The sequence below is a fragment of the Micromonospora sp. NPDC048868 genome, from assembly GCF_043198195.1.
Taxonomy (GTDB): domain Bacteria; phylum Actinomycetota; class Actinomycetes; order Mycobacteriales; family Micromonosporaceae; genus Micromonospora; species Micromonospora reichwaldensis.
In genome coordinates, this window is the sequence record NZ_JBICUN010000005.1 from 8,210 (window position 1) to 29,961 (window position 21,752).

Sequence of the window (21,752 nt, forward strand, 5' to 3'; positions counted from 1 at the left end):
CGTCGGCGACGGCGGGGCTCTCGTCGGCGACGGCGGGGCTCTCGTCGGCGACGGCGGGGCTCTCGTCGGCGACGGCGGGGCTCTCGTCGGCGACGGCGGGGCTCTCGTCGGCGACGGCGGCGCGGGCGCGGACGTCCTTCTCCACCCGGGCGTGCCGGGGCGGGACGGCGAGGCGGAGCACGTCGGCGAGGTTGCCGGCGTAGCGGTCCGCGACCGCCCGGGCCAGCCGGGCGACCTCCGGCGCGAGCACCGGCTCGGGCGAGACGACCTTCTCCAGGTACGCCAGCCGGCCGGTGTGCCCCGAGTCGTCGGCCCGCTCCAGCAGCCAGCCGTCGACGAGCTGCCCCGCGAAGCGGACCTTCACGCGTACGCCGGGGACGGCGTCGGCGTCCAGCTCGGCCGGGACGAGGTAGTCGAACGGGCGGTCCAGGTGGGCCAGGGGGACGTCGACGCAGACACGAGCGACCGGCGACCCGTCCGCGGGTCGCCGGTCGCTGCGCCTGGTGCCGGTCAGGCTCCCGCGGCCGACTTGAGGTCGGCGGCCCGGTCGGTGCTCTCCCAGGTCAGGTCCGGCAGCTCCCGGCCGAAGTGGCCGTAGGCGGCGGTCTGCTGGTAGATCGGGCGGAGCAGGTTCAGGTCCCGGATGATGGCGGCCGGGCGCAGGTCGAAGACCTCGGAGACGGCCTTCTCGATCGAGGCGACCGGCACGGTCTCGGTGCCGAACGTCTCGACGAAGAGGCTGACCGGGTGGGCCTTGCCGATCGCGTACGCGACCTGGACCTCGCACCGCTCGGCCAGGCCGGCGGCGACCACGTTCTTGGCCACCCAGCGGGTCGCGTACGCCGCCGAGCGGTCCACCTTCGACGGGTCCTTGCCGGAGAACGCGCCGCCGCCGTGCCGGGCGTAGCCGCCGTAGGTGTCGACGATGATCTTGCGGCCGGTCAGGCCGGCGTCGCCCATCGGCCCGCCGATCTCGAACCGGCCGGTCGGGTTGACCAGCAGCCGGTAGCCCTCGGTGTCGAGCCCGAGGCTCTCCAACTCCGGGGCGATGACGTGCTCGCGCACGTCGGGGGTGAGCAGCGAGTCCAGCGAGATGTCCGCCGCGTGCTGGCTGGAGACGACGACCGTGTTGAGCCGGACGGGGCGCAGCCCCTCGTACTCGATCGTGACCTGGGTCTTGCCGTCGGGGCGCAGGTACGGGATCGTGCCGTCCTTGCGGACCTGGGAGAGCCGCCGGGCCAGCCGGTGCGCCAGGGCGATCGGCAGCGGCATCAGCTCCGGCGTCTCAGAGCAGGCGAAGCCGAACATCATGCCCTGGTCGCCGGCGCCCTGGGCGTCCAGCGCGCTCTCCGACGCCCCGGTACGCAGCTCGAAGGCGTTGTCGACGCCCTGCGCGATGTCCTCGGACTGGGCGCCGATGGAGACGCTGACGCCGCACGAGGCGCCGTCGAAGCCCTTCTTCGACGAGTCGTAGCCGATGTCGAGGATGGTCCGGCGGACGATGGTCGGGATGTCGGCGTACGCCTTGGTGGTCACCTCGCCCGCGATGTGCACCTGACCGGTGGTGATCAGGGTCTCCACGGCGACGCGGCTGCGGGGGTCCTCGGCGAGCAGGGCGTCGAGGATGCCGTCGCTGATCTGGTCGGCGATCTTGTCCGGGTGGCCTTCCGTGACCGATTCGGAAGTGAAGAGGCGGCGTGTCACGGCACTCCTAAATTGTGGAAGTCGTTCCGCGGCAGTGTAGTCATCCGCGTCAGAGCCTGGCCTCTTCGGTCGTGCCCGTTTCCAGCCGTCAGGAACGGCCGGGCAACCGGGCCACCACGAGATCCCAGACGCCGTCGGCGAGGTCCTCCTTGGACCGCTCGGGCATCCGGCTGACCGAACCGTCCGCGCCGATGACCGTCGCCGCGTTGGTCTCGGCGCCGAAGACCTTGTCGGACCCGACCTCGTTGATCACGACGAGGTCCGCCCGCTTGCGGGCGAGCTTGGCCCGGCCGTTGGCCTCGGCGTCGCCCGTCTCCGCGGCGAACACCACCAGCACCTGCTCCGGTCGACGGCGCCGGCCCAGCTCGGCCGCGATGTCCGGGTTGGTGACGAGCTCGATGGTGGGCGCGCTGCCGTCGTCCGACTTCTTGATTTTGCCAGGCGCGTAGGTCGCGGGGCGGAAATCGGCCGGAGCCGCCGCCATCACCACCGCGTCGGCGTCGGCCGCCGCCGCGAGCGTGGCGTCGCGCAGCTCGGCCGTGGTGCCGACGCGGACCAGGTCGACGCCGGCGGGGTCGGACAGCGAGACGTTGGCCGAGATCAGGGTGACCCGGGCGCCCCGGGCCACGGCGCAGCGGGCGAAGGCGTAGCCCTGCTTGCCCGAGGAGCGGTTGCCCAGGAAGCGGACCGGGTCGAGGGGCTCGCGGGTGCCGCCGGCGGTCACCACCACGTGCCGCCCGGCGAGGTCGGCGGGGGCCCCGACGCCCCGCGCGAGGGCCCGGCGGGCGACCGCGAAGATCTCCGCCGGGTCGGGCAGCCGGCCCTTGCCGGTGTCGGCGCCGGTGAGCCGGCCGACGGCGGGCTCGACGACGCGCACGCCCCGGGAGCGCAGCGTCGCGACGTTGGCGACGGTGGCCGGGTGCTCCCACATCTCGGTGTGCATGGCCGGGGCCAGCACGACCGGGCAGCGGGCGGTCAGCAGCGTGTTGGTGAGCAGGTCGTCGGCGAGGCCGTGGGCGGCCTTGGCCAGCAGGTCGGCGGTGGCCGGCGCGACCACCACCAGGTCGGCCTGCTGACCGAGCCGGACGTGCGGCACCTCGTGCACGTCCGACCAGACGTCGTCGGCGACGGGCTGACCGGAGAGCGCCGCCCAGGTCGGGGCTCCGACGAAGCGCAACGCCGACGCGGTCGGCACGACCCGGACCTGGTGGCCCGACTCGGTGAAGAGCCGCAGCAGCTCGCACGCCTTGTAGGCGGCGATGCCACCGCCGACCCCGAGGACGATCCGGGGGGACATCGACGCGGGGCGGATTACGGCTGGTCGGTCGGCTCGGCGGTGAGCAGGCCCGCGTTGATCTCGCGCATGGCGATGGAGAGGGGCTTCTCCTGCGGCGTGGTCTCGACCAGCGGGCCGACGTATTCCAGCAGACCCTCACCGAGCTGGCTGTAGTAGGCGTTGACCTGGCGCGCGCGCTTGGCGGCGAAGATCACCAGCGCGTACTTCGAGGTCGTCTTCTCGAGGAGCTCGTCGATCGGCGGGTTGGTGATGCCTTCGGGGTTTGCGATGGATCCCACGAATTAACCTCTGCGTCTATCGCACCGCGCTTGGCGGTGCTGGCGGTCAACCGCGTATCCGCGGTGGCGCCGGAGCCAGGAAAGAAGAACCGGACAAGCCTACCAGCTCGTCGACGACCCGCCCGGTGTGGTCGTGCGCGAGGGTGTGTTCGAAGGCGGCCGGCGTGACCTGCGGGGGGAGGCGCCCCGGCGGGTGCAGCAGCACCAGCCGGGCGTCGGGCAGCACCGCCCGGACCAGCAGCGCGCCGGCCAGGTCGAGGCCGATCAGCACCGGCTGCCCGGCGGCGAGCCGGGCGCGCAACGGTTCGAGGGGGGTGCCGCGCCGGTACGGCCCGGCCCGGCTCCACTCCAGCAGCTCCCCGGCGGCGACCATCCGGTCGAACCCGGCGGGGGTCAGGAAGAGCCGGTCGACGCCGTCCAGTTCGCTCTCCCGGCGGGATCGCGTGGTGGCCGGCACCGGAACCCACACGGACGGAGAACGCGCCCGGACGCGCTCGACGACACTCTCCGTGCCGGAGCCCGAAGGCCCCGCCAGGACAGTGAGCCGAGCCGCCGGGCGCGCCTCGTCATCCGTGCTCACTGCTTGTTTCTACACGCAGCCAGCCTCAGTTGGCGGCGAACTCTCCAAGCAGTGCCTTGCGCTGCTGCTCGCCGAGGCCACGCAGGCGACGGCTGTCGGCGATCTTGAGCTTCTCCATGATCTGGGTGGCCCGGATCTTGCCGATACCCGGCATCGCCTGCAGCACGGCGGAGACCTTGAGCTTGCCGACGACGTCGTCGGACTCGGCACGCTCGAGGACGGCTCCGAGGGTGGTCTTGCCCTGCTTGAGCTGCTCCTTCAGCTCAGCACGGGCCTTGCGGATCTCCGCGGCCTTCTCCAGCGCGGCAGCGCGCTGTTCGGGGGTCAGTGACGGGAGCGGCACCAGTTCTCCTCAGGTCCCTATCGCGACGGGCGGGACGCACCGCCGCATCTGTGAAACGTGGTGTCGCTGTGAACCAAGGGGTCCGTGGTTCCCAGCGCGGGGAAAACTAGCGGTCGACGGCGCATTCGGCAACGTGGACGCGCGATGATCTTCACAAAGGTGACCGAGCCGTCAGTCAGTCACCAGCGGCGAGGGCGGCCCGGCAGCCGGTCAGGGCGCGGTCGGCGGCGGCCCGCAGCGCGTCCGGATCCGGGCCCGCGCCCAGCACCTCGCGGGAGTACGAGGGCAGCACCGCGGGCAGGGCGGAGCCGAAGACGACGCGCAGATCGGCCGCCGTGGCGCCCTGCGCCCCGAGGCCCGGAGCGAGCAGCGGACCGTTCACGGCGGACAGGTCGTGACCGGTGTCGCCGATGGTCGCGCCGACCACAAGTCCGACGCTGCCGAGCGGCTGCGCACCCGCGTTGAGCTGGGAAATCTCGTCGATCACGGCCTGCGCGACGGTGCGTCCGTCGGCGGTGCGCGCGCGCTGCACGGCGGCGCCCTCGGGGTTGGAGGTGAGCGCCAGCACGAAGACCCCGCCGCCGTGCTCGGCGGCCAGTTCGAACATCGGCGCGAGCGCGCCGACACCGAGGTACGGGCTCGCGGTCACCGCGTCCACATGGACCGGGCTGGATGGATCGAGGTACGCCGAGGCGTACGCGGCGACGGTCGAGCCGATGTCGCCGCGCTTGACGTCCAGCAGAACGAGCGAGCCGGCATCGCGTAACTGTCGGATAGTTGACTCAAGAATCGCGATACCTTTCGAGCCGAACCGCTCGAAAAAGGCCGACTGGGGCTTGATCACCGCGACCCGGTCACCGAGGGCGTCCGTGACCGTCCGGGCGAACCGGTCAAGCCCCCGGATGTCGTCGTCGAGCCCCCAGCGGGCCAGCAGCCCCGGGTGCGGGTCGATGCCGACGCAGAGCGGACCCCGCTCGCTGACGGCCCGGTGCAGGCGGGCGCCGAAGCTTTCCATCCGGTTCTCTCCCTCTCCTCGGCACCCCAGGGCGTCCGCCGCCGGGGCACGCTCCTGTCGCGGGCGGCGCGTGCGCCCGCGTACTCCTGCCGGACCGTGACCGGCGGCTCAGCCGGCCCGCACCGCGGCGGCGACCCCGGCGGCGATCCGGGCCAGGTCGGCGTCGTCGGTGACGTACGGCGGCATGGTGTAGACCAGGTCGCGGAACGGCCGCAGCCAGACCCCCTCCGCGACCGCCGCGGCGGTGGCGGCGGGCAGGTCCACCTCGTGGTCCAGCTGGACCACGCCGATCGCCCCGAGCACCCGCACGTCGGCCACCCCCGGGGCGCCGCGCAACGGCTCCAGGCCGGCCCGCAGGCCCGCCTGCACCCCCGCCACCCGCCCCGCCCAGTCGCCGGCCCGCAGCAGGCCGAGGGAGGCGTTGGCGACCGCACAGGCCAGCGGGTTGCCCATGAACGTCGGGCCGTGCGCCAGCACCCCGCCGGCGGAGATGCCCCGGGCGACCTGCGCCGTGCAGAGCGTGGCGGCCAGCGTCAGGTACCCGCCGGTGAGCGCCTTGCCCACGCACATCACGTCGGGCACCACCCCGGCGTGCTCGGCGGCGAACATCGTGCCCGTGCGGCCGAAGCCGGTGGCGATCTCGTCGAAGATCAGCAGCACGCCGTGCGCCCGGGTCACCTCGCGCAGCACCCGCAGGTAGTGCGGGTGGTGGAAGCGCATCCCGCCGGCGCCCTGGACCACCGGCTCCACGACGACCGCGGCCAGCTCGTGGGCGTGCCGCTCGACCGCCTCCACCAGGGCCGCCTCGTAGGCCGGCTCGGGCGGGGTGTCGAAGCCGCCGGGCGGCACGGGGGCGAAGACCTGCCGGGGCAGCACGTCGCCCCAGAGGTGGTGCATGCCGCCCTCGGGGTCGCAGACGCTCATCGGGTGGAACGTGTCGCCGTGGTAGCCGCCCCGCCAGGTGCCCAGCCGGCGGCGCTCCGGCCGGCCGGTAGCGCGTTGGTACTGCAGGCACATCTTGATCGCGACCTCGACGCCGACCGAGCCGGAGTCGGCCAGGAAGACGTGCTCCAGCCCGTCCGGGGCCAGCTCGACCAGGGTGGCCGCCAGGCGGACCGCGGGCTCGTGGGTGAGCCCGCCGAACATCACGTGGCTCATCCGGCCGAGCTGGTCGGTCACGGCCGCGTCGAGCACCGGGTGCCGGTAGCCGTGGATCGCCGCCCACCACGACGACATCCCGTCGACGAGCTCCCGGCCGTCGGCCAGCCGCAGCCGTACGCCCGCCGCGCTCTCCACCACGTAGGGCGCGCTCGCCGGCGGCAGGGCCGCGTACGGGTGCCACACGTGCGCGCGGTCGGCGGCCAGGACCTCCGCGGGGGTCACCCGCCCGTCCCCGTGGCGCGGGCGGCGGCACGGACCAGGTCCGGGCCGCGATAGATGAAGCCGGTGTAGAGCTGCACCAGGGCGGCGCCGGCGTCGAACATCCGGGCCGCCGCGTCCGGGTCCACGATGCCCCCGACGCCGATCACCGGCAGCCGCCCGCCGGCCTCCCGGTGCACGAAGGCGACCACCTCGCGGGCGCGGTCGGCGAGCGGGCGACCCGACAGGCCGCCGGTCTCCGCGCCGCGCGCCCGGTCCGCCGGGGCGAGGCCGTCGCGGGCCAGCGTGGTGTTGGTGGCGATCACCCCGGCCGCGCCCCGGGCCAGGCAGACCTCCAGCAGCTCGGCGATCGCCGGCTCGGTGAGGTCCGGGGCGATCTTCACCAGCACCGGCTTCTCCCCCACCAGCGCCGCCAGGATGGCGTCCAGGTGCGCCCGGTCCTGCAGGGAGCGCAGCCCGGGGGTGTTCGGCGAGGAAACGTTGACCGCGAAGTAGTCGCCGTGCCCGCGCAGCGCCCGGTAGGACGCCTGGTAGTCCGCCACCGCCTCGTCCAGCGGGGTCACCTTGGACTTGCCCAGCGAGATGCCCAGCGGCACGCCGATCGGGCGCGGCAGCGCCGCGAGCCGGGCCGCCAGGGCCTCGGCGCCGGCGTTGTTGAAGCCCATCCGGTTCACCACGGCCTCGCTGCCGGGCAGCCGGAACAGCCGGGGCCGGGGATTACCCGGCTGTGGGTGCGCGGTGACCGTGCCGACCTCGACGAAGCCGAAGCCGAGCGCCGGCCAGGCCGGCAGGGCCGCGCCGTCCTTGTCCATCCCGGCGGCCAGCCCCACCGGGTTGGGAAACCCGACGCCGAACACCGTGCGCGGCGCCCGCACGGCGTACCGGGCCCGCAACACCCCAAGCGCCGCCGGCCGGCGGGACAACCCCGCCAGCCGCCGCAGCGTCCACTCGTGCGCCGCCTCGGCGTCCCCGCCGCCGATCCGGAACAACCCCGGCCGGACCACCCGCTCGAACATCACGACCGACCACCCCCGTTGATCATGAAGTTATCGCCGCGACACGCCGTGCCGGCTGGCAACAACTTCATGATCAACGCGTACGGGCGGGGGTGGGGGTGGGAGCGGTGGGGGGTCATTCGGCGGCTCGGAGGGCGGCGTGCAGCTCCTGGAGCGGGCGGACCTGCATGTCGCCCCGGATTCGCGCCTCGATGCCCATCACCGCCGCCGCCGCGCCCGGCACCGTGGTGATGCACGGGATGTCCGCCGTGACGGCGGCACTGCGGATCTCGTAGCCGTCCGAACGGGCGCTCGCGCCCGAGCCCTGCGGAGTGTTGATCACCAGCGCCACGTCGCCGCCGAGGATCAGCGACACCGCGTCCTCGCCCCCGCCGGACTCGTAGTGCTTGCGGATCTGCTCGCAGGCGATGCCGTGCCGGCGCAGTACCTCCGCCGTGCCGGTGGTGGCGACGATCTCGAACCCCAGGTCGGCCAGGCGCTTGATCGGGAAGATCATGCCGCGCTTGTCCCGGTTGGCGACCGAGACGAAGATCTTCCCGGCGGTCGGCAGCGAACCGTACGCGGCCGACTGCGACTTGGCGAAGGCGTGCCCGAAGGCGGTGTCGATGCCCATCACCTCGCCGGTGGACTTCATCTCCGGGCCGAGCAGCGAGTCCACGCCCTTGCCGGTCGGGGTGCGGAACCGCTTGAACGGCAGCACCGCCTCCTTGACCGCGATCGGGGCGCCGGCCGGCAGCGAACCGCCGTCCCCGGTCGCCGGGAGCAGCCCCTCGGCGCGCAGCTCGGCGATGGTGGCGCCCAGCGCGATCCGGGCCGCCGCCTTCGCCAGCGGCACCGCCGTCGCCTTGGAGACGAAGGGCACCGTCCGGGACGCGCGCGGGTTCGCCTCCAGCACGTAGAGCACGTCGTCCTTCAGGGCGTACTGCACGTTGAGCAGGCCCCGCACGCCGACGCCCCGGGCGATCGCCTCGGTGTAGCGGCGCACCTGGGCCACGTGCGAGCCCGCCAGGGTGATCGGCGGCAGCGCGCAGGACGAGTCGCCGGAGTGGATGCCGGCCTCCTCGATGTGCTCCATGACCCCGCCGAGGTAGACCTCCCCGTCGGCGTCGCAGAGCGCGTCCACGTCGATCTCGATGGCGTCGTCGAGGAACCGGTCGACCAGCACCGGGTGGTCCGGGGAGATCTCCGTGGCCCGCCCGATGTAGTCACGCAGCGTGGCGTCGTCGTAGACGATCTCCATGCCCCGCCCGCCCAGCACGTACGACGGCCGGACCAGCACCGGGTAGCCGATCTCGTCGGCGATCGCCTTCGCCTCGTCGTACGAGGTGGCCATGCCGTGCGCCGGCGCGCGCAGTCCGGCCCGGGCCAGCACCGCCCCGAACGCGCCCCGCTCCTCGGCCAGGTGGATCGACTCCGGCGAGGTGCCGACGACCGGCACACCCGCGTCCTTCAGCCGCTGCGCCAGGCCCAGCGGGGTCTGCCCGCCGAGCTGGACGATCACCCCGACCACGCCCGGCCCGCCGGCCGCCCTGCCGGAGGAGTCCTCGGCGTGCCAGACCTCCAGCACGTCCTCGAAGGTGAGCGGCTCGAAGTAGAGCCGGTCGGCGGTGTCGTAGTCGGTGGAGACGGTCTCCGGGTTGCAGTTGACCATGACGGTCTCGAAACCGGCACCCGCAGCGCCGGAGGCGGAACCCGCGCCCGCGGCGGCCGGGACGGCGGTGCCGACCGGCGCGCTCCGCAGCGCCTGCACCGCGTGCACGCACGAGTAGTCGAACTCGATGCCCTGGCCGATCCGGTTCGGCCCGGAACCCAGGATCATCACCTTCGGCCGGGCCGACGGCACGACCTCCGTCTCCTGGTCGTACGTCGAGTAGTGGTAGGGCGTGGTCGCCTCGAACTCGGCGGCGCAGGTGTCCACCGTCTTGTAGACCGGGCGGACGTCGAGGCGGTGCCGCAGCGTCCGTACGCCGTCCTCGGCGGCCAGTTCCGGACGCAGCGCGGCCAGCTGCCGGTCCGACAGGCCGGCCCGCTTGGCCCGGCGCAGCAGCTCGGCGTCGAGCACCGGGGCGTCCACGATCTCCGCGCGCAGCTCGACGAGGGCGGCGATCTGGTCCAGGAACCAGGGGTCGATCCCGCCCGACGCGGCGGTGACCTCGGCGATCGACGCGCCGAGGCGCAGCGCCCGCTCGACGGTGTAGAGCCGGCCGTCGTGCGGCATCCGCAGCGCGTCGAGGGTGTTCTCCTTCGTCGCGCCGGCCGGGTCCGGCACGGTCCAGAACCCGCCCGCCTTCGTCTCCAGCGACCGCATCGCCTTGTTCAGCGCCTCGCTGAAGTTGCGGCCCAGGCTCATCGCCTCGCCGACGGACTTCATGGTCGTGGTCAGCTCCGGGTCGGCGCCCGGGAACTTCTCGAACGCGAACCGGGGGATCTTCACCACCACGTAGTCCAGGGTCGGCTCGAACGCCGCCGGGGTCTTCAGGGTGATGTCGTTGGGGATCTCGTCGAGGGTGTAGCCGATGGCCAGCTTCGCGGCGATCTTCGCGATCGGGAAGCCGGTGGCCTTCGAGGCCAGCGCCGACGACCGGGACACCCGGGGGTTCATCTCGATCACCACGATCCGGCCGTCGGCCGGGTTCACGGCGAACTGGATGTTGCAGCCCCCGGTGTCCACCCCGACCTCGCGCAGCACCGCGATGCCCAGGTCGCGCAGCCGCTGGTACTCGCGGTCGGTGAGCGTCATGGCCGGGGCGACGGTGACGCTGTCGCCGGTGTGCACGCCCATCGGGTCGACGTTCTCGATCGAGCAGACCACCACGACGTTGTCGTGCCGGTCGCGCATCAGTTCGAGCTCGTACTCCTTCCAGCCGAGCACGCTCTCCTCGATGAGCACCTCGTGCACCGGGCTGGCGGTCAGCCCGTCGCCAGCGATGCGCGCCAGGTCCTCCGGGGTGTGCGCCATGCCGGAGCCGAGGCCGCCCATGGTGAACGACGGCCGGATCACCACCGGCAGGCCCAGCTCGGCGACCGTCGCCTCGACCTCCGCCATCGAGTGGCAGACCCGGGAGCGGGGCACCAGGCCCGCCGGGTCGTCGACACCCAGGCGTACGCCGGCCTTGGCGACGATGTCCTTGAACAGCTGCCGGTCCTCGCCGCGGTTGATCGCCTCGATGTTGGCGCCGATCAGCTCCACGCCGTACTTGTCGAGCACGCCGGCCTCGTGCAGGGCGACGGCGGTGTTCAGCGCGGTCTGCCCGCCGAGGGTGGGCAGGATCGCGTCGGGGCGCTCCTTGGCGATCACCAGCTCGACGAACTCCGGGGTGATCGGTTCGACGTACGTGGCGTCGGCGAACTCGGGGTCCGTCATGATCGTCGCCGGGTTCGAGTTGACCAGGCTGACCCGGATCCCCTCGCTGCGCAGCACCCGGCAGGCCTGGGTGCCGGAGTAGTCGAACTCGCAGGCCTGCCCGATCACGATCGGCCCGGAGCCGATCACCAGGATGTGCTTGAGATCGGTCCGCTTAGGCATGTGTGCGCCCCTCGCTCTGGGTCCGGCCCTCGATGAGCTCGGCGAAGCGGTCGAAGAGGTAGTCCGCGTCGTGCGGGCCGGCCGCCGCCTCCGGGTGGTACTGGACGGTGAAGGCGGGCACGTCCTTCGCCCGCAGCCCCTCGACCACGTTGTCATTGAGGCAGACGTGTGACACCTGGACGCCACCGAACTCGGTCTCGATCACCTGGTCGGGGACGACCGCCCCGGCCACGGCGCCCGGCACCTGGACGGCGAAGCCGTGGTTGTGGCTGGTCACCTCGACCTTGCCGGTGACCCGGTCGAGCACCGGCTGGTTGATGCCCCGGTGGCCGTAGCCGAGCTTGTAGGTGCCGAAGCCGAGCGCCCGGCCGAGGATCTGGCTGCCGAAGCAGATGCCGAAGAGCGGAATCCTGCGGCTGAGCACCTCCCGCGCCAGGGCCACCGGCGCGTCGGCGGTGGCCGGGTCGCCCGGGCCGGGCGAGAAGAAGACCGCGTCCGCGCCGGTGGCGAGCAGGTCGTCGATGGTGGAGCCGGCCGGGAGCACGTGCGTGGTGACCCCGCGGGCGGCGAGCCGGCGCGGGACGTTGCGCTTGATGCCCAGGTCCAGCGCGGCGACCGTGAACCGGTGCTCGCCCTCGGCCTGGACCACGTACGGCTTCTCGGTGGTGACCTCGGCGGAGAGGTCCGCGCCGACCATCTCCGGGGCCTGCCGCACCCGGGCCAGCAGCGCCCGTGGGTCGGTCTCGATGCTGGAGATGCCGACCCGCATGGCGCCGCGCTCGCGCAGGTGCCGGGTCAGCGCCCGGGTGTCCACGCCGCTGACGCCGACCACGCCCTCGGCGGCCAGCCGCTCCTCCAGCCCGCCGGTGGCCCGCCAGTTCGAGCCGATCCGGGCCGGGTCGCGGACCACGTAGCCGGCAACCCAGATGCGGCCCGACTCGTCGTCCTCGCCGTTGACGCCCGTGTTGCCGATGTGCGGGGCGGTCTGCACCACCACCTGACGGTGGTAGGACGGGTCGGTCAACGTCTCCTGGTAGCCGGTCATGCCGGTGTTGAAGACCGCCTCGCCGAAGGTCTCCCCGACGCTGCCGTACGCCTCACCGTGGAACGTGCGCCCGTCCTCCAGCACGAGGATCGCGGGCCTCCGCTTCGTCACGCTGCGTCTCCTTCGATCCGGACTGCGGGGCTCCGCTCCGCTGCACTCCTCGCTCGGATCACTTAACAGCCTTTCCGTCCAGGACCGTCGGCTCGCCGCGCAGGAAGGTCGCCACGATGCGACCCGGCAGCGTCATGCGGGCGTACGGGGTGTTGCGGCTACGGCTGGCCAGCTCCGCCGGCTCGATGGTGCGGCGGGCGGCCGGGTCGACCAGGGTCAGGTTCGCCGGCACGCCGGGCGCCGGGTCGAGGCCGTGCCCCTCCAGCCCGGCGATCCGGGCCGGGGTGCGCGACATCCGCTCGGCGATCAGGTCCCACTGCGGGCCGAGCACGTCGAGGGCGATCGACAGCGCCGTCTCCAGCCCGAGCATGCCCGGCCGGGCGTACGCCCACTCACACTCCTTGTCCTCCACCGCGTGCGGGGCGTGGTCGGTGGCGACGATGTCGATCACGCCCTCGACCAGGGCCGCGCGCAGCGCGGCGACGTCGGCCGCGGTGCGCAGCGGCGGGTTGACCTTGTAGACCGGGTCGTACGTCTCGGCCCGGGAGTCGGTGAGCAGCAGGTGGTGCGGGGTGACCTCGGCGGTGACCCGGACGCCCCGGGCCTTTGCCTGGCGCAGCACCTCCACGCTGCCGGCGGTGGAGACGTGGCACACGTGCAGGCGGCTGCCGACGTGCTCGGCGAGCAGCACGTCCCGGGCGATGATCGCCTCCTCGGCGACCGCCGGCCAGCCGGTCAGGCCGAGGCGGGTCGAGACCTCGCCCTCGTGCATCTGCGCGCCCTCGGTGAGCCTGGGCTCCTCGGCGTGCTGGGCGATGATCCCGTCGAACGCCTTCACGTACTCAAGCGCCCGGCGCATCAGCCTCGGGTCGGCGACGCAGTGCCCGTCGTCGGAGAAGATCCGTACCCGGGCCGCCGAGTCGGCCATCGCGCCCAGCTCGGCGAGGTGCTCGCCGGCCAGGCCGACGGTGACCGCGCCGATCGGCTGCACGTCCACCAGCCCGGCCTCCCGGCCCAGGCGCCAGACCTGCTCGACCACGCCGGCGGTGTCGGCCACCGGCGAGGTGTTGGCCATCGCGCAGACCGCGGTGTAGCCGCCGAGCGCCGCCGCCCGGGACCCGGACTCGACGGTCTCGGCGTCCTCCCGGCCGGGCTCGCGCAGGTGGGTGTGCAGGTCGACCAGGCCGGGCAGGGCGACCAGCCCGGTGCCGTCGACGACGGTCGCCTCCGGTGCGTCCAGCCCGGCGCCGACGGCCGCGACGACGCCGTCGCGGATGAGCACGTCGGTCGGCGCGGCGCCGACGACGCGGACGTTGGAGATCAGGTACGAGCTCACCGGTTGTTCCCCCCGAGCAGCAGATAGAGGACGGCCATCCGCACGGAGACCCCGTTGGCGACCTGTTCGACGATGGTGGAGCGGGGCGAGTCGGCCACCTCGGGCGTGATCTCCATCCCCCGGTTCATCGGTCCGGGGTGCATGACGATCGCGTGCTCGGGCAGCCGGCGCATCCGCGGGCCGTCCAGGCCGTAGCGGCGGGCGTACTCGCGGGCGGACGGGAAGTAGGAGGCGTTCATCCGCTCGCGCTGCACCCGCAGCATCATCACCACGTCCGACTGCGGCAGCACCGCGTCGAGGTCGTAGGAGACGTCGGTGCCGGGCGCGAGCGCCTGCGCGATGTGGACGGGGATCAGCGTCGGCGGCCCGACCAGGGTCACCTTGGCGCCGAGCGTGGACAGCAGCAGGACGTTCGAGCGGGCCACCCGGCTGTGCAGGACGTCCCCGACCACCGCGACCGACAGGCCGGCCAGCCGCCCCAGCCGGGAGCGCATCGTGTACGCGTCGAGCAGCGCCTGGGTCGGGTGCTCGTGGGTGCCGTCGCCGGCGTTGACCACCGAGCCGTCGACCCAGTCGGCGAGCCGGTGCGGGGCACCGGAGGCGGGATGCCGGACGACCACGGCGTCGGCCCCCATCGCCTGGAGGGTCAGCGCGGTGTCCTTCAGGCTCTCGCCCTTGGTGACGCTGGAGCCCTTGGCCGAGAAGTTGATCACGTCGGCGCTGAGCCGCTTCGCCGCCGCCTCGAAGGAGATCCGGGTGCGGGTGGAGTCCTCGTAGAAGAGGTTCACCACGGTGCGCCCGCGCAGCGCGGGGAGCTTCTTGACCTCCCGGCCGGCGACCGTGGCCATCTCGGCGGCCGTGTCCAGGATCTCGGTGGCGGTGGCGGCGTCCAGGTCGGCGCCGGAGAGCAGGTGCCTGATCATGAGGGGGTCCCCCCGTACAGCCTGACCTCGTCGGTGCCGTCGGTCTCCGCGAGGGTGACCTTCACGCTCTCCGCCAGGGACGTCGGGATGTTCTTGCCGACGTAGTCGGCGCGGATCGGCAGCTCGCGGTGGCCGCGGTCGACCAGGACGGCGAGCTGGACGGACGCCGGCCGCCCGACGTCGTTGAGCGCGTCGAGCGCGGCCCGCACCGTGCGGCCGGAGAAGAGCACGTCGTCGACGAGGACGACCCGCTTGCCGTCGATGCCGCCGGGCGGCACCTGGGTCGGCCCGACCGCGCGGGTGGCGTGCCGGCGCAGGTCGTCGCGGTAGAGGGTGATGTCGAGCACGCCGACCGGGACGGTCACGTCCTCGAAGGTGCTGATCCGGGCGGCGAGCCGCTTCGCGAGCGGGGCGCCCCGGGTGGGGATGCCCAGCAGCACGGTGTCCGCGGCGCCCTGGGTCTTCTCCAGGATCTGGTGGGCGATGCGGTCGATCACGCGCTGAACGTCGGCGCTGGCGAGGATCACCTTCACCGAGGGTTGTCGCGGCGGCGACGACTGGGCAGCAGGTGGGTAGGCCACGGCGGACCTCCTTCCCCGCCTCACGGGACGGGTCGTTAAAGGACGTCGGATGCCGGTACCGGGACGCGAGCGGCCCGGACCGGGGCTTCCCGCCACGTTACCAGTGGTCACCGCACCGACCGCCGCCGGCCACTGACCCCCTGGTCAGCCCGGCGAAATGCGGACAACTCCCCCGGTGATCCCAACGGTAAGGTCACGACCACTTGACCAGTTGTACCAATCCCCGTACCGTCACGCTCCGTAGCGACCCTGGGAGAACCCCGAGCAGCACTGGGAGTGTTTAATGCCCTCTGAATACGCCAAGTCTCTGGGCGCCCGCCTGCGCTCCATCCGTCAGCAGCAGGGCCTGTCCCTGCAGGGCGTGGAGGAGAAGTCGAACGGGCGGTGGAAGGCGGTGGTGGTCGGCTCCTACGAGCGCGGCGACCGCGCCGTCACGGTGTCGCGCCTGGCCGAGCTTGCCGACTTCTACCGCGTTCCCGTCTCGGAGCTGCTGCCCGACGGCAGCGGGGTTCGCCACGAGCCCACCAGCAAGATCGTCCTCGACCTGGAGCGGCTCTACGACGAGGCATCCGAGGACCTCGCCTACGTCGCCCGGTACGCGCGTGCCATCCAGCAGCAGCGCGGTGACTACAACGGCCGCGTGCTCTCCATCCGCGCCGACGACCTGCGCGCGCTCGCGATCGTGTACGACGCCTCGCCGTCCGGCCTGATCGAGCGGCTCACCGAGCACGGCGTGCTGGTCGCCGACCCGCGGGCGTTCTTCGCCAGCTGACCAGGAACGCGAGAGGGGCCCGTGCCGTCCGGCACGGGCCCCTCTCGTCGTCGTTCGTGTCGCGTCCCGCCTGTTGAGCACACCGGCTGTGACGCACGTCCGGGTGTGACGTGCGCCGCGTCAGCGGGTGGCGTACTCGGCGATGCGGCCGAGGATGCCGTTGAGGAAGCGCGGCGAGTCGTCGGTCGACATCTGCCGGGCCAGCTCGACGGCCTCGCTGATGGCCACCGCGTCGTCGATCTCGTCGACGTAGAGCAGCTCGTAGACCGCGATCCGGGCGAGGTTGCGGTCGACCGCCGGCATCCGGTCCAGCGTCCACCCCTCGGCGTAGCTGGCGATCACCTCGTCGATCCGGTCGAGGTGAGCGGCGACGCCCTCGACGAGGCTCACCGCGTATCCCAGGTGCTCGGGTCGGGGCTTCTCGATCCGCTCGATGTAGCCGGCGAGCACCTCGACCGGCGGGCGGTCCCGCAGGTCGGCCTCGAAGAGCACGTCCAGCGCCCGCTTACGCGCCTTGCGGCGCGCAGGCATCTGCTGCTTGGGGCCCTCGGCCATCAGGCGCGGCCGAGGTAACGGCCGTCGCGGGTGTCGACCTTGATCTTCTCGCCGGTGGTGATGAAGAGCGGCACCTGGACCGTCGCGTCGGTCTCGACGGTCGCCGGCTTGTTGCCGCCGGTCGACCGGTCGCCCTGCAGGCCCGGCTCGGTGTAGGTGACCTCCAGCACGACGCTGGTCGGCAGCTCGATGTAGAGCGGGACACCCTCGTGGGTGGCCACGGTCGCCTCAGCCTCGGGCAGCAGGTAGTTCGCCGCGTCGCCGACGGTGGCACCCGGCACGTTGATCTGGTCGAACGTCTCCAGGTCCATGAAGACGTAGTCCTCGCCGTCGGCGTAGAGGTACTGCATGGTGCGCTTGTCCACGGTCGCAGTCTCGACCTTGGTGCCCGCGTTGAAGGTCTTGTCGACCACCTTGCCGGACAGCACGTTCTTCAGCGTGGTACGCACGAACGCACCACCCTTACCGGGCTTGACGTGCTGGAACTCGACGACGGCCCAGAGCTCTCCGTCGAGGTTGAGTACCAGGCCGTTCTTCAGGTCGTTGGTGGTGGCCATTTCCTGCCTTGATCATCAATTGGCGGACAGACCTGGCAAGTCTACTAGTTGCGCCGAACGCCGCTGTCCGCCGCTTCCCGCCGCCCTTCCGCCACTCTCCCCCCGCCCGCTCGCGACGCCTTCCGCCGCGCCCCACCATTCGCCGCCGCCGCTGCCGCAGTTGCCCCGCCGGTCCCGCCATTGGTTGCCCGCCGACCGGCCGAGCCGCTGTCGCCCCCGCGGCCGGCCCCGCCACGCCGCCCCGCAGCCGACCCAGCAGCGTCACCGCGCCGGCCCAGCCACCGCTGCCCCGCCGGCCGAGCCGCCGGCCCAGCCACCTTGCGGGGTCGCCAGCGACAACGCACGCCAGCACTCACACTCCGTAAGCCGCCACGCTCCCCGGCAGAACCCCTCCACCCTCCCTTTGCTCTGCACCCACGGAGGCGCCAGTTACGCGTGGTCACTTTGTCGCCTCCGGCCACGATTCGCCGTCGACAAGAAATCCCAGCTCAGACCGGTGGTGCGAATTCGGATGCAGAGCAAAGCGTCGGAGGGGCATGGAGCACGAGCCGGAGCGGCGGTAACCGGCAGTAACGAAGGGAGATATCACTCACCGTCACGACGACTGGAGCGCAGAGCGCGCCACCGGCACTCATCTCGCCGCTCCCGCACGCGACGGCGGGACGGGGGACGGGCGGTACGGGCGGTACGGGCAGAGCGGGCGGGACGGGGCAGGGCGGGACGGGGCAGGCGGGGCGGGACGGGCGGGGCGGGGCGGGGCGGGGCAGGCGGGAGCGGGGAGGGCAACCGGGGTCAGCGGATCAGGGCGGCCAGGTGGTGCAGGGCCAGGCGGTAGCCGTCGACGCCGAGGCCGCAGATCACCCCGGTCGCCACCGCCGACACCACGGAATGGTGCCGGAACTCCTCGCGGGCGTGGATGTTGGAGATGTGCACCTCGACCAGCGGCCCGCGCAGCATGGCGCAGGCGTCCCGGACCGCGTACGAGTAGTGCGACCAGGCGGCGGGATTGAGCACCACGGCGGCGCCCTCGTCGGCGGCGGCGTGCAGCCAGGCCAGCAGCTCGTGCTCGGCGTCGGTCTGCCGGACCGTCACGTCCAGCCCGAGCTCCCGCCCGGTCGACTCGCAGAGCGCCACCAGGTCCGCGTAGCTGGTCGCCCCGTAGACGTCCGGCTGCCGGGTGCCGAGCCGGCCGAGGTTCGGGCCGTTCAGCACGTGGACCTTCATGCGGCCACCTCGCGGTAGGCCGCCTCCAGCAGCTCGTCGTCCGGGCCCTCCAGGATCGCCGGCCGGGCCAGCCCGTCCAGCACGACGAAACGCAGTTGGTTGCCCCGGGCCTTCTTGTCCACCCGCATCGTGGCGAGCAGTCCGGGCCAGGCCTGGGCGGGATAGCTGGTGGGCAGGCCGAGCGCCGCCATGGCCGTCCGGTGCCGCTCGGCGGTGGGGGCGTCCAGCCGCCCAGCCAGTCGGGCCAACTCACCGGCGTAGACGACGCCGACCGACACGGCGTGGCCGTGCCGCCAGCGGTAGTCCTCCGCCTTCTCGATGGCGTGGGCCAGGGTGTGACCGTAGTTGAGCACCTCCCGCACGCCCGACTCGCGCAGGTCGCCCGAGACCACGTCGGACTTCACCCGGATCGCCCGCTCGATCAGCTCGCGGGTCACCGGGCCGGTCGGGTCGGTGGCCGCCGCCCGGTCCCGCTCCACCAGGTCGAGGATCACCGGGTCGGCGATGAAGCCGCACTTGACCACCTCGGCCAGACCGGCGGCGAGGTCGGCCTGCGGGAGGCTGTCCAGCGTCGTCAGGTCGGCGAGGACGCCGACCGGCGGATGGAACGCCCCGACCAGGTTCTTGCCGGCGGCGGTGTTGATCCCGGTCTTGCCGCCCACCGCCGCGTCGACCATGCCCAGCAGCGAGGTCGCCACCGGAACCCAGCGCACCCCCCGCAGCCAGCAGGCCGCGACGAAGCCGGCCAGGTCGGTGACCGCGCCGCCACCGACGCCCACCACCGCGTCGGTACGGGTGAAACCCGCCTCGCCCAGCCGGTCCCAACAGGTCGCCGCCACGTCGATGCGCTTGCCCGCCTCGGCGTCCGGCACCTCGATCAGCAGCGGTGCGACGCCGGCGGCGCGCAGCCGCCCGCCGATCGCGTCGGCCAGTTCCTTCAGCGGGTGCGCGTGCAGCACCGCCACCCGGGTCGCGTCCGGCAGCAGCCCGGGCAGCGCGTCGAGCAGGTCGCGTCCCACCAGCACGTCGTACGGGCGCTCGCCGCCGACCGGGATCCGGGTCACCTCGTCCATCGCCGGCAGCCTAGTCCAGCCGCCCGATCCGAGGGGGGAACTGTCCACTTCGTGGCCACCGTTCCCGCGCCGGGGCGGACCGCGCGGGCCGCGCCCCGGGGCGGGATCACCCGGGCACCCGGGCCGCCCACGCGGCCAGCCCCCGGGCGTGCGCGGCGACCTCGGCGCGCAGGGCCTCGGGGCGTACGACGGTGAACGGCCAGCCCAGCCCCGCGAGCAGTTGGGCCATCCCGGCCAGGTTCTCCGCGCGGGCGCGCAGCAGCACGCCTCCGTCGGTCGTGCTCAGCTCGGCCACGCTGGGCGGCAGGCGGCGTCGGGCGGCGGCCAGGTCGGCTTCCAGCAGCACCTCGACGTCGTGGGCGTACGGGACGCGGGCCAGCGAGCGGGTCACCTGGGCGACCGGGTCGAAGCCGTGGGGCACGGCGAAGGTCTCCTCCCCCGGCAGCACCTCCCTGATCCGGTCCAGTCGGAACGTGCGCACCTCCCCGCGCAGGTGGTCGTGGCCCGTGACGTACCAGCGGCCGGAGTGGAAGACCAGCCCGTACGGGTCGAGCTCCCGGCGGGTCACCGTGCCGGAGGAGGAACGGTGCTCCAGCCGTACCCGGCGCCGGTGCCGAGCGGCGGCGCCGAGGGTGAGCAGCGTCCCGGTCGCCGGCCGGGGCTGCGGCGCCGATTGCCGCAGGGTGAAGCCGAGGTGCTCCTGCACCGCCGCGAGGCGGTCACTGAGCGTGGGCGGGAGCACCCTGCGGATCTTGGCCAGCGCGGTCGCGGTCGCCGGTTCTTCGGTGCCCAGCCCGAGCCGCTCGGCGGCGACCAGACCGAGCAGCACGGCGACGGCCTCGTCGTCGGTGAGCATCAGCGGCGGCAGCTTGTAGCCGGGGCGCAGCCGGTAGCCGCCGTGGCGGCCCCGCTCGGCGGCGACCGGGATGCCCAGCTCGGCCAGGGTCGCGGCGTAGCGGCGCACCGTACGCCCGTCCACCCCCAGCCGGCGGGCCAGCTCCGCCCCGGTGAGCCGGTGGTGGCTCTGGAGCAGTTCGAGCATGCCGAGCACCCGGGCGGCGGGATGCGACACGGACCACTCCTTAAAAGCGGGCGGAAAGCGTCCGGATTCGATCGTACGGTGGTCGCGAACGACGAGAGAGGGAGGCCGCGATGGCGACGTTCGTACTGGTGCCGGGGTTCTGGTTGGGCGGTTGGGCGTGGCGCGACGTGACGGCGGCGCTGCGCGGGCAGGGCCACGAGGTCCACCCGGTGACGCTGACCGGGGTGGCCGAGCGCGCCCACCTCGCCGGCCCGGAGGTCGGCCTGGAGACACACACCACCGACATCGTCCGGTTGATCGAGGTGGAGGAGCTGCACGACGTCGTGCTGGTGGGCCACTCCGGCGGCGGGCTGCCGGTGACCCAGGCGGCGGACCGCCTCGGCGAGCGGATCGCCCGGGTGGTCTACGTGGAGAGCGGGCCGATGCCCGACGGCATGTCGCAGTTCGACAGCAACCCGCCCGAGGAGCAGGAGCGGCTGCGCGCCGAGATCGGCGACGGGCACCTGCTGCCGCCGCCCGCGTTCGATCCGGCCCAGGACCCGCAGAACCTGGCCGGGCTGACTCCCGCCGCGCTCGCGCTGCTGCGGCGGCGGGCCACCGCCCACCCGCTGCGCGCCGCCACCGACCCGGTCCGCCGCACCGGTGGACACGCGGTGCCGACGGCCCTGGTGGCGAGCACCTTCCCGCTCGCGGTGGTCGAGGACATGATCGCGCAGGGCCACCCGTTCTTCGCCGGGCTGGCCGGCGGCCGGCTGTACGCGCTGCCCACCGGCCACTGGCCGATGCTCAGCGAGCCGAAGGGCCTGACCGACGTGCTCGACGGCATCGCCCGCGAGTGACACGGCCGCCGGGGTCCCGGGGCCCGCGGCGGTGCGGGGCTCAGCGCTTGAGCAGCGCGGCGATCTCGGCGGCGATCTCCGCCGGTTCCCGCCCGTCGGTGACGACCGTGGCGGTGGCCACCTCGGCGTAGAGCGGGCGGCGCTGGTCCAGCAGGTACTTCAGCGTCGCCCGGGGGTTTATCGCCAGCAGCGGGCGGCCCCCGCCTAGCCCGACCCGCTTCACCGCGTCGGACAGCTCGACGGAGAGGTGGACCACGGGGTGCCCGACCAGGGCCGCGCGGTTCTCCTCGGCGAGGATCGCGCCGCCGCCGAGGGCGAGCACGCCCCCGCACGAGGCCAGCCCCGCCGCCACGGCCGCCCGTTCGAGGGTACGGAAGTGGTCCTCACCCTCGTCGATGAAGATCTCGGAGATCGGCTTGCCGGCCAGCCGCACGATGTCCAGGTCGGTGTCGCGGAACTCCACACCGAGCAGCTCGGCCAGCGCCAGCCCGACGGTGGTCTTGCCCGAGCCGGGTGCCCCCACCAGTACGCAGACCGGCGCCATCAGCGGCACCG

The 21,752-nt window shown here is 73.3% G+C and carries 21 protein-coding genes and 1 pseudogene; 2 read left to right on the forward strand and 20 right to left on the reverse strand.

Features of this window, described 5'->3' with window-relative positions; translation table 11 throughout:
* The 14 genes and pseudogenes from ACGFNF_RS09505 to pyrR form a co-directional block, all read right to left on the reverse strand.
* Positions 1–439, reverse strand: a pseudogene (locus tag ACGFNF_RS09505) (primosomal protein N'); the annotation flags it as partial.
* A 71-nt stretch (positions 440–510) separates the two neighbouring features.
* Complete coding sequence (gene metK, locus ACGFNF_RS09510) at positions 511–1,704, reverse strand: methionine adenosyltransferase (protein WP_091632919.1); 1,194 nt, start codon at positions 1,702–1,704, stop codon at positions 511–513.
* 88 nt (positions 1,705–1,792) lie between these two features.
* Complete coding sequence (gene coaBC / locus ACGFNF_RS09515; protein ID WP_357579335.1) at positions 1,793–3,001, reverse strand: bifunctional phosphopantothenoylcysteine decarboxylase/phosphopantothenate--cysteine ligase CoaBC; 1,209 nt, start codon at positions 2,999–3,001, stop codon at positions 1,793–1,795.
* Between the two features lie 14 nt (positions 3,002–3,015).
* On the reverse strand, positions 3,016–3,279 hold the full coding sequence (rpoZ, locus tag ACGFNF_RS09520) for a DNA-directed RNA polymerase subunit omega (RefSeq protein ID WP_007075826.1): 264 nt from the start codon (positions 3,277–3,279) through the stop codon (positions 3,016–3,018).
* 46 nt (positions 3,280–3,325) lie between these two features.
* Positions 3,326–3,859 carry a guanylate kinase gene (locus ACGFNF_RS09525; protein ID WP_357579334.1) on the reverse strand — a complete coding sequence of 178 codons (534 nt, stop codon included), beginning with the start codon at positions 3,857–3,859 and terminating at the stop codon, positions 3,326–3,328.
* Between the two features lie 25 nt (positions 3,860–3,884).
* A complete protein-coding gene (mihF, locus tag ACGFNF_RS09530; protein ID WP_007458370.1) occupies positions 3,885–4,202 on the reverse strand; it encodes an integration host factor, actinobacterial type in 318 nt (105 codons plus the stop codon).
* Positions 4,203–4,377: 175 nt separating this feature from the next.
* Positions 4,378–5,217, reverse strand: coding sequence for an orotidine-5'-phosphate decarboxylase (gene pyrF / locus ACGFNF_RS09535; protein ID WP_357579333.1), 840 nt, complete (start codon positions 5,215–5,217; stop codon positions 4,378–4,380).
* Between the two features lie 108 nt (positions 5,218–5,325).
* Positions 5,326–6,600: an adenosylmethionine--8-amino-7-oxononanoate transaminase gene (locus ACGFNF_RS09540; RefSeq protein ID WP_357579332.1), complete on the reverse strand. Its 1,275-nt coding sequence runs from the start codon at positions 6,598–6,600 to the stop codon at positions 5,326–5,328.
* A complete protein-coding gene (locus ACGFNF_RS09545; protein ID WP_357579331.1) occupies positions 6,597–7,616 on the reverse strand; it encodes a quinone-dependent dihydroorotate dehydrogenase in 1,020 nt (339 codons plus the stop codon). Before ACGFNF_RS09545 ends, ACGFNF_RS09540 begins: the two co-directional genes overlap by 4 nt.
* Positions 7,617–7,728: 112 nt before the next feature.
* A complete protein-coding gene (carB, locus tag ACGFNF_RS09550) occupies positions 7,729–11,139 on the reverse strand; it encodes a carbamoyl-phosphate synthase large subunit (RefSeq protein ID WP_357579330.1) in 3,411 nt (1,136 codons plus the stop codon).
* Complete coding sequence (gene carA, locus ACGFNF_RS09555) at positions 11,132–12,295, reverse strand: glutamine-hydrolyzing carbamoyl-phosphate synthase small subunit (RefSeq protein WP_357579329.1); 1,164 nt, start codon at positions 12,293–12,295, stop codon at positions 11,132–11,134. Before carA ends, carB begins: the two co-directional genes overlap by 8 nt.
* Before the next feature lie 58 nt (positions 12,296–12,353).
* Positions 12,354–13,631, reverse strand: coding sequence for a dihydroorotase (locus ACGFNF_RS09560; RefSeq protein ID WP_357579328.1), 1,278 nt, complete (start codon positions 13,629–13,631; stop codon positions 12,354–12,356).
* Positions 13,628–14,554, reverse strand: coding sequence for an aspartate carbamoyltransferase catalytic subunit (locus ACGFNF_RS09565; RefSeq protein WP_121395245.1), 927 nt, complete (start codon positions 14,552–14,554; stop codon positions 13,628–13,630). The genes ACGFNF_RS09560 and ACGFNF_RS09565 overlap by 4 nt, the downstream gene beginning before the upstream one ends.
* Positions 14,551–15,135, reverse strand: a complete 585-nt coding sequence (gene pyrR / locus ACGFNF_RS09570; RefSeq protein ID WP_393166913.1) for a bifunctional pyr operon transcriptional regulator/uracil phosphoribosyltransferase PyrR — start codon at positions 15,133–15,135, stop codon at positions 14,551–14,553. The genes ACGFNF_RS09565 and pyrR overlap by 4 nt, the downstream gene beginning before the upstream one ends.
* A gap of 283 nt (positions 15,136–15,418) precedes the next feature.
* Here pyrR and ACGFNF_RS09575 point away from each other — a divergent pair, with 283 nt between their 5' ends.
* Complete coding sequence (locus tag ACGFNF_RS09575) at positions 15,419–15,907, forward strand: transcriptional regulator (protein WP_013285505.1); 489 nt, start codon at positions 15,419–15,421, stop codon at positions 15,905–15,907.
* 120 nt (positions 15,908–16,027) lie between these two features.
* On the opposite strand, the gene nusB is transcribed toward ACGFNF_RS09575, so the two are convergent.
* The 5 genes from nusB to ACGFNF_RS09600 form a co-directional block, all read right to left on the reverse strand.
* Positions 16,028–16,438 (reverse strand): transcription antitermination factor NusB, encoded by a 411-nt coding sequence (gene nusB, locus ACGFNF_RS09580; RefSeq protein WP_172896683.1) that lies wholly within the window; start codon positions 16,436–16,438, stop codon positions 16,028–16,030.
* Positions 16,439–16,461: 23 nt separating this feature from the next.
* On the reverse strand, positions 16,462–17,019 hold the full coding sequence (gene efp / locus ACGFNF_RS09585; RefSeq protein WP_132240163.1) for an elongation factor P: 558 nt from the start codon (positions 17,017–17,019) through the stop codon (positions 16,462–16,464).
* A 792-nt stretch (positions 17,020–17,811) separates the two neighbouring features.
* Positions 17,812–18,243, reverse strand: a complete 432-nt coding sequence (gene aroQ, locus ACGFNF_RS09590) for a type II 3-dehydroquinate dehydratase (RefSeq protein ID WP_132240162.1) — start codon at positions 18,241–18,243, stop codon at positions 17,812–17,814.
* Positions 18,240–19,316, reverse strand: a complete 1,077-nt coding sequence (gene aroB / locus ACGFNF_RS09595; protein ID WP_151457200.1) for a 3-dehydroquinate synthase — start codon at positions 19,314–19,316, stop codon at positions 18,240–18,242. The genes aroQ and aroB overlap by 4 nt, the downstream gene beginning before the upstream one ends.
* A 106-nt stretch (positions 19,317–19,422) precedes the next feature.
* Positions 19,423–20,388 carry a helix-turn-helix transcriptional regulator gene (locus ACGFNF_RS09600; RefSeq protein WP_393166917.1) on the reverse strand — a complete coding sequence of 322 codons (966 nt, stop codon included), beginning with the start codon at positions 20,386–20,388 and terminating at the stop codon, positions 19,423–19,425.
* An 80-nt stretch (positions 20,389–20,468) separates the two neighbouring features.
* Here ACGFNF_RS09600 and ACGFNF_RS09605 point away from each other — a divergent pair, with 80 nt between their 5' ends.
* Positions 20,469–21,197 (forward strand): alpha/beta fold hydrolase, encoded by a 729-nt coding sequence (locus ACGFNF_RS09605; protein WP_393166919.1) that lies wholly within the window; start codon positions 20,469–20,471, stop codon positions 21,195–21,197.
* Positions 21,198–21,237: 40 nt separating this feature from the next.
* Here the strand turns inward: ACGFNF_RS09605 and ACGFNF_RS09610 are convergent, their stop codons facing one another.
* Positions 21,238–21,741 carry a shikimate kinase gene (locus ACGFNF_RS09610; protein WP_311414441.1) on the reverse strand — a complete coding sequence of 168 codons (504 nt, stop codon included), beginning with the start codon at positions 21,739–21,741 and terminating at the stop codon, positions 21,238–21,240.
* Positions 21,742–21,752: the final 11 nt, after the last annotated feature.

Coding starts and splice junctions, on each gene's coding strand:
- coaBC (WP_357579335.1), bottom strand. CDS start 3,001: ATGTCCCCCCGGATCGTCCTCGGGGTCGGCGGTGGCATCGCCGCCTAC.
- pyrF (WP_357579333.1), bottom strand. CDS start 5,217: ATGGAAAGCTTCGGCGCCCGCCTGCACCGGGCCGTCAGCGAGCGGGGT.
- carB (WP_357579330.1), bottom strand. CDS start 11,139: ATGCCTAAGCGGACCGATCTCAAGCACATCCTGGTGATCGGCTCCGGG.
- ACGFNF_RS09565 (WP_121395245.1), bottom strand. CDS start 14,554: ATGATCAGGCACCTGCTCTCCGGCGCCGACCTGGACGCCGCCACCGCC.
- ACGFNF_RS09575 (WP_013285505.1), top strand. CDS start 15,419: ATGCCCTCTGAATACGCCAAGTCTCTGGGCGCCCGCCTGCGCTCCATC.
- nusB (WP_172896683.1), bottom strand. CDS start 16,438: ATGCCTGCGCGCCGCAAGGCGCGTAAGCGGGCGCTGGACGTGCTCTTC.
- efp (WP_132240163.1), bottom strand. CDS start 17,019: ATGGCCACCACCAACGACCTGAAGAACGGCCTGGTACTCAACCTCGAC.
- aroQ (WP_132240162.1), bottom strand. CDS start 18,243: ATGAAGGTCCACGTGCTGAACGGCCCGAACCTCGGCCGGCTCGGCACC.
- aroB (WP_151457200.1), bottom strand. CDS start 19,316: ATGGACGAGGTGACCCGGATCCCGGTCGGCGGCGAGCGCCCGTACGAC.
- ACGFNF_RS09605 (WP_393166919.1), top strand. CDS start 20,469: ATGGCGACGTTCGTACTGGTGCCGGGGTTCTGGTTGGGCGGTTGGGCG.
- ACGFNF_RS09610 (WP_311414441.1), bottom strand. CDS start 21,741: ATGGCGCCGGTCTGCGTACTGGTGGGGGCACCCGGCTCGGGCAAGACC.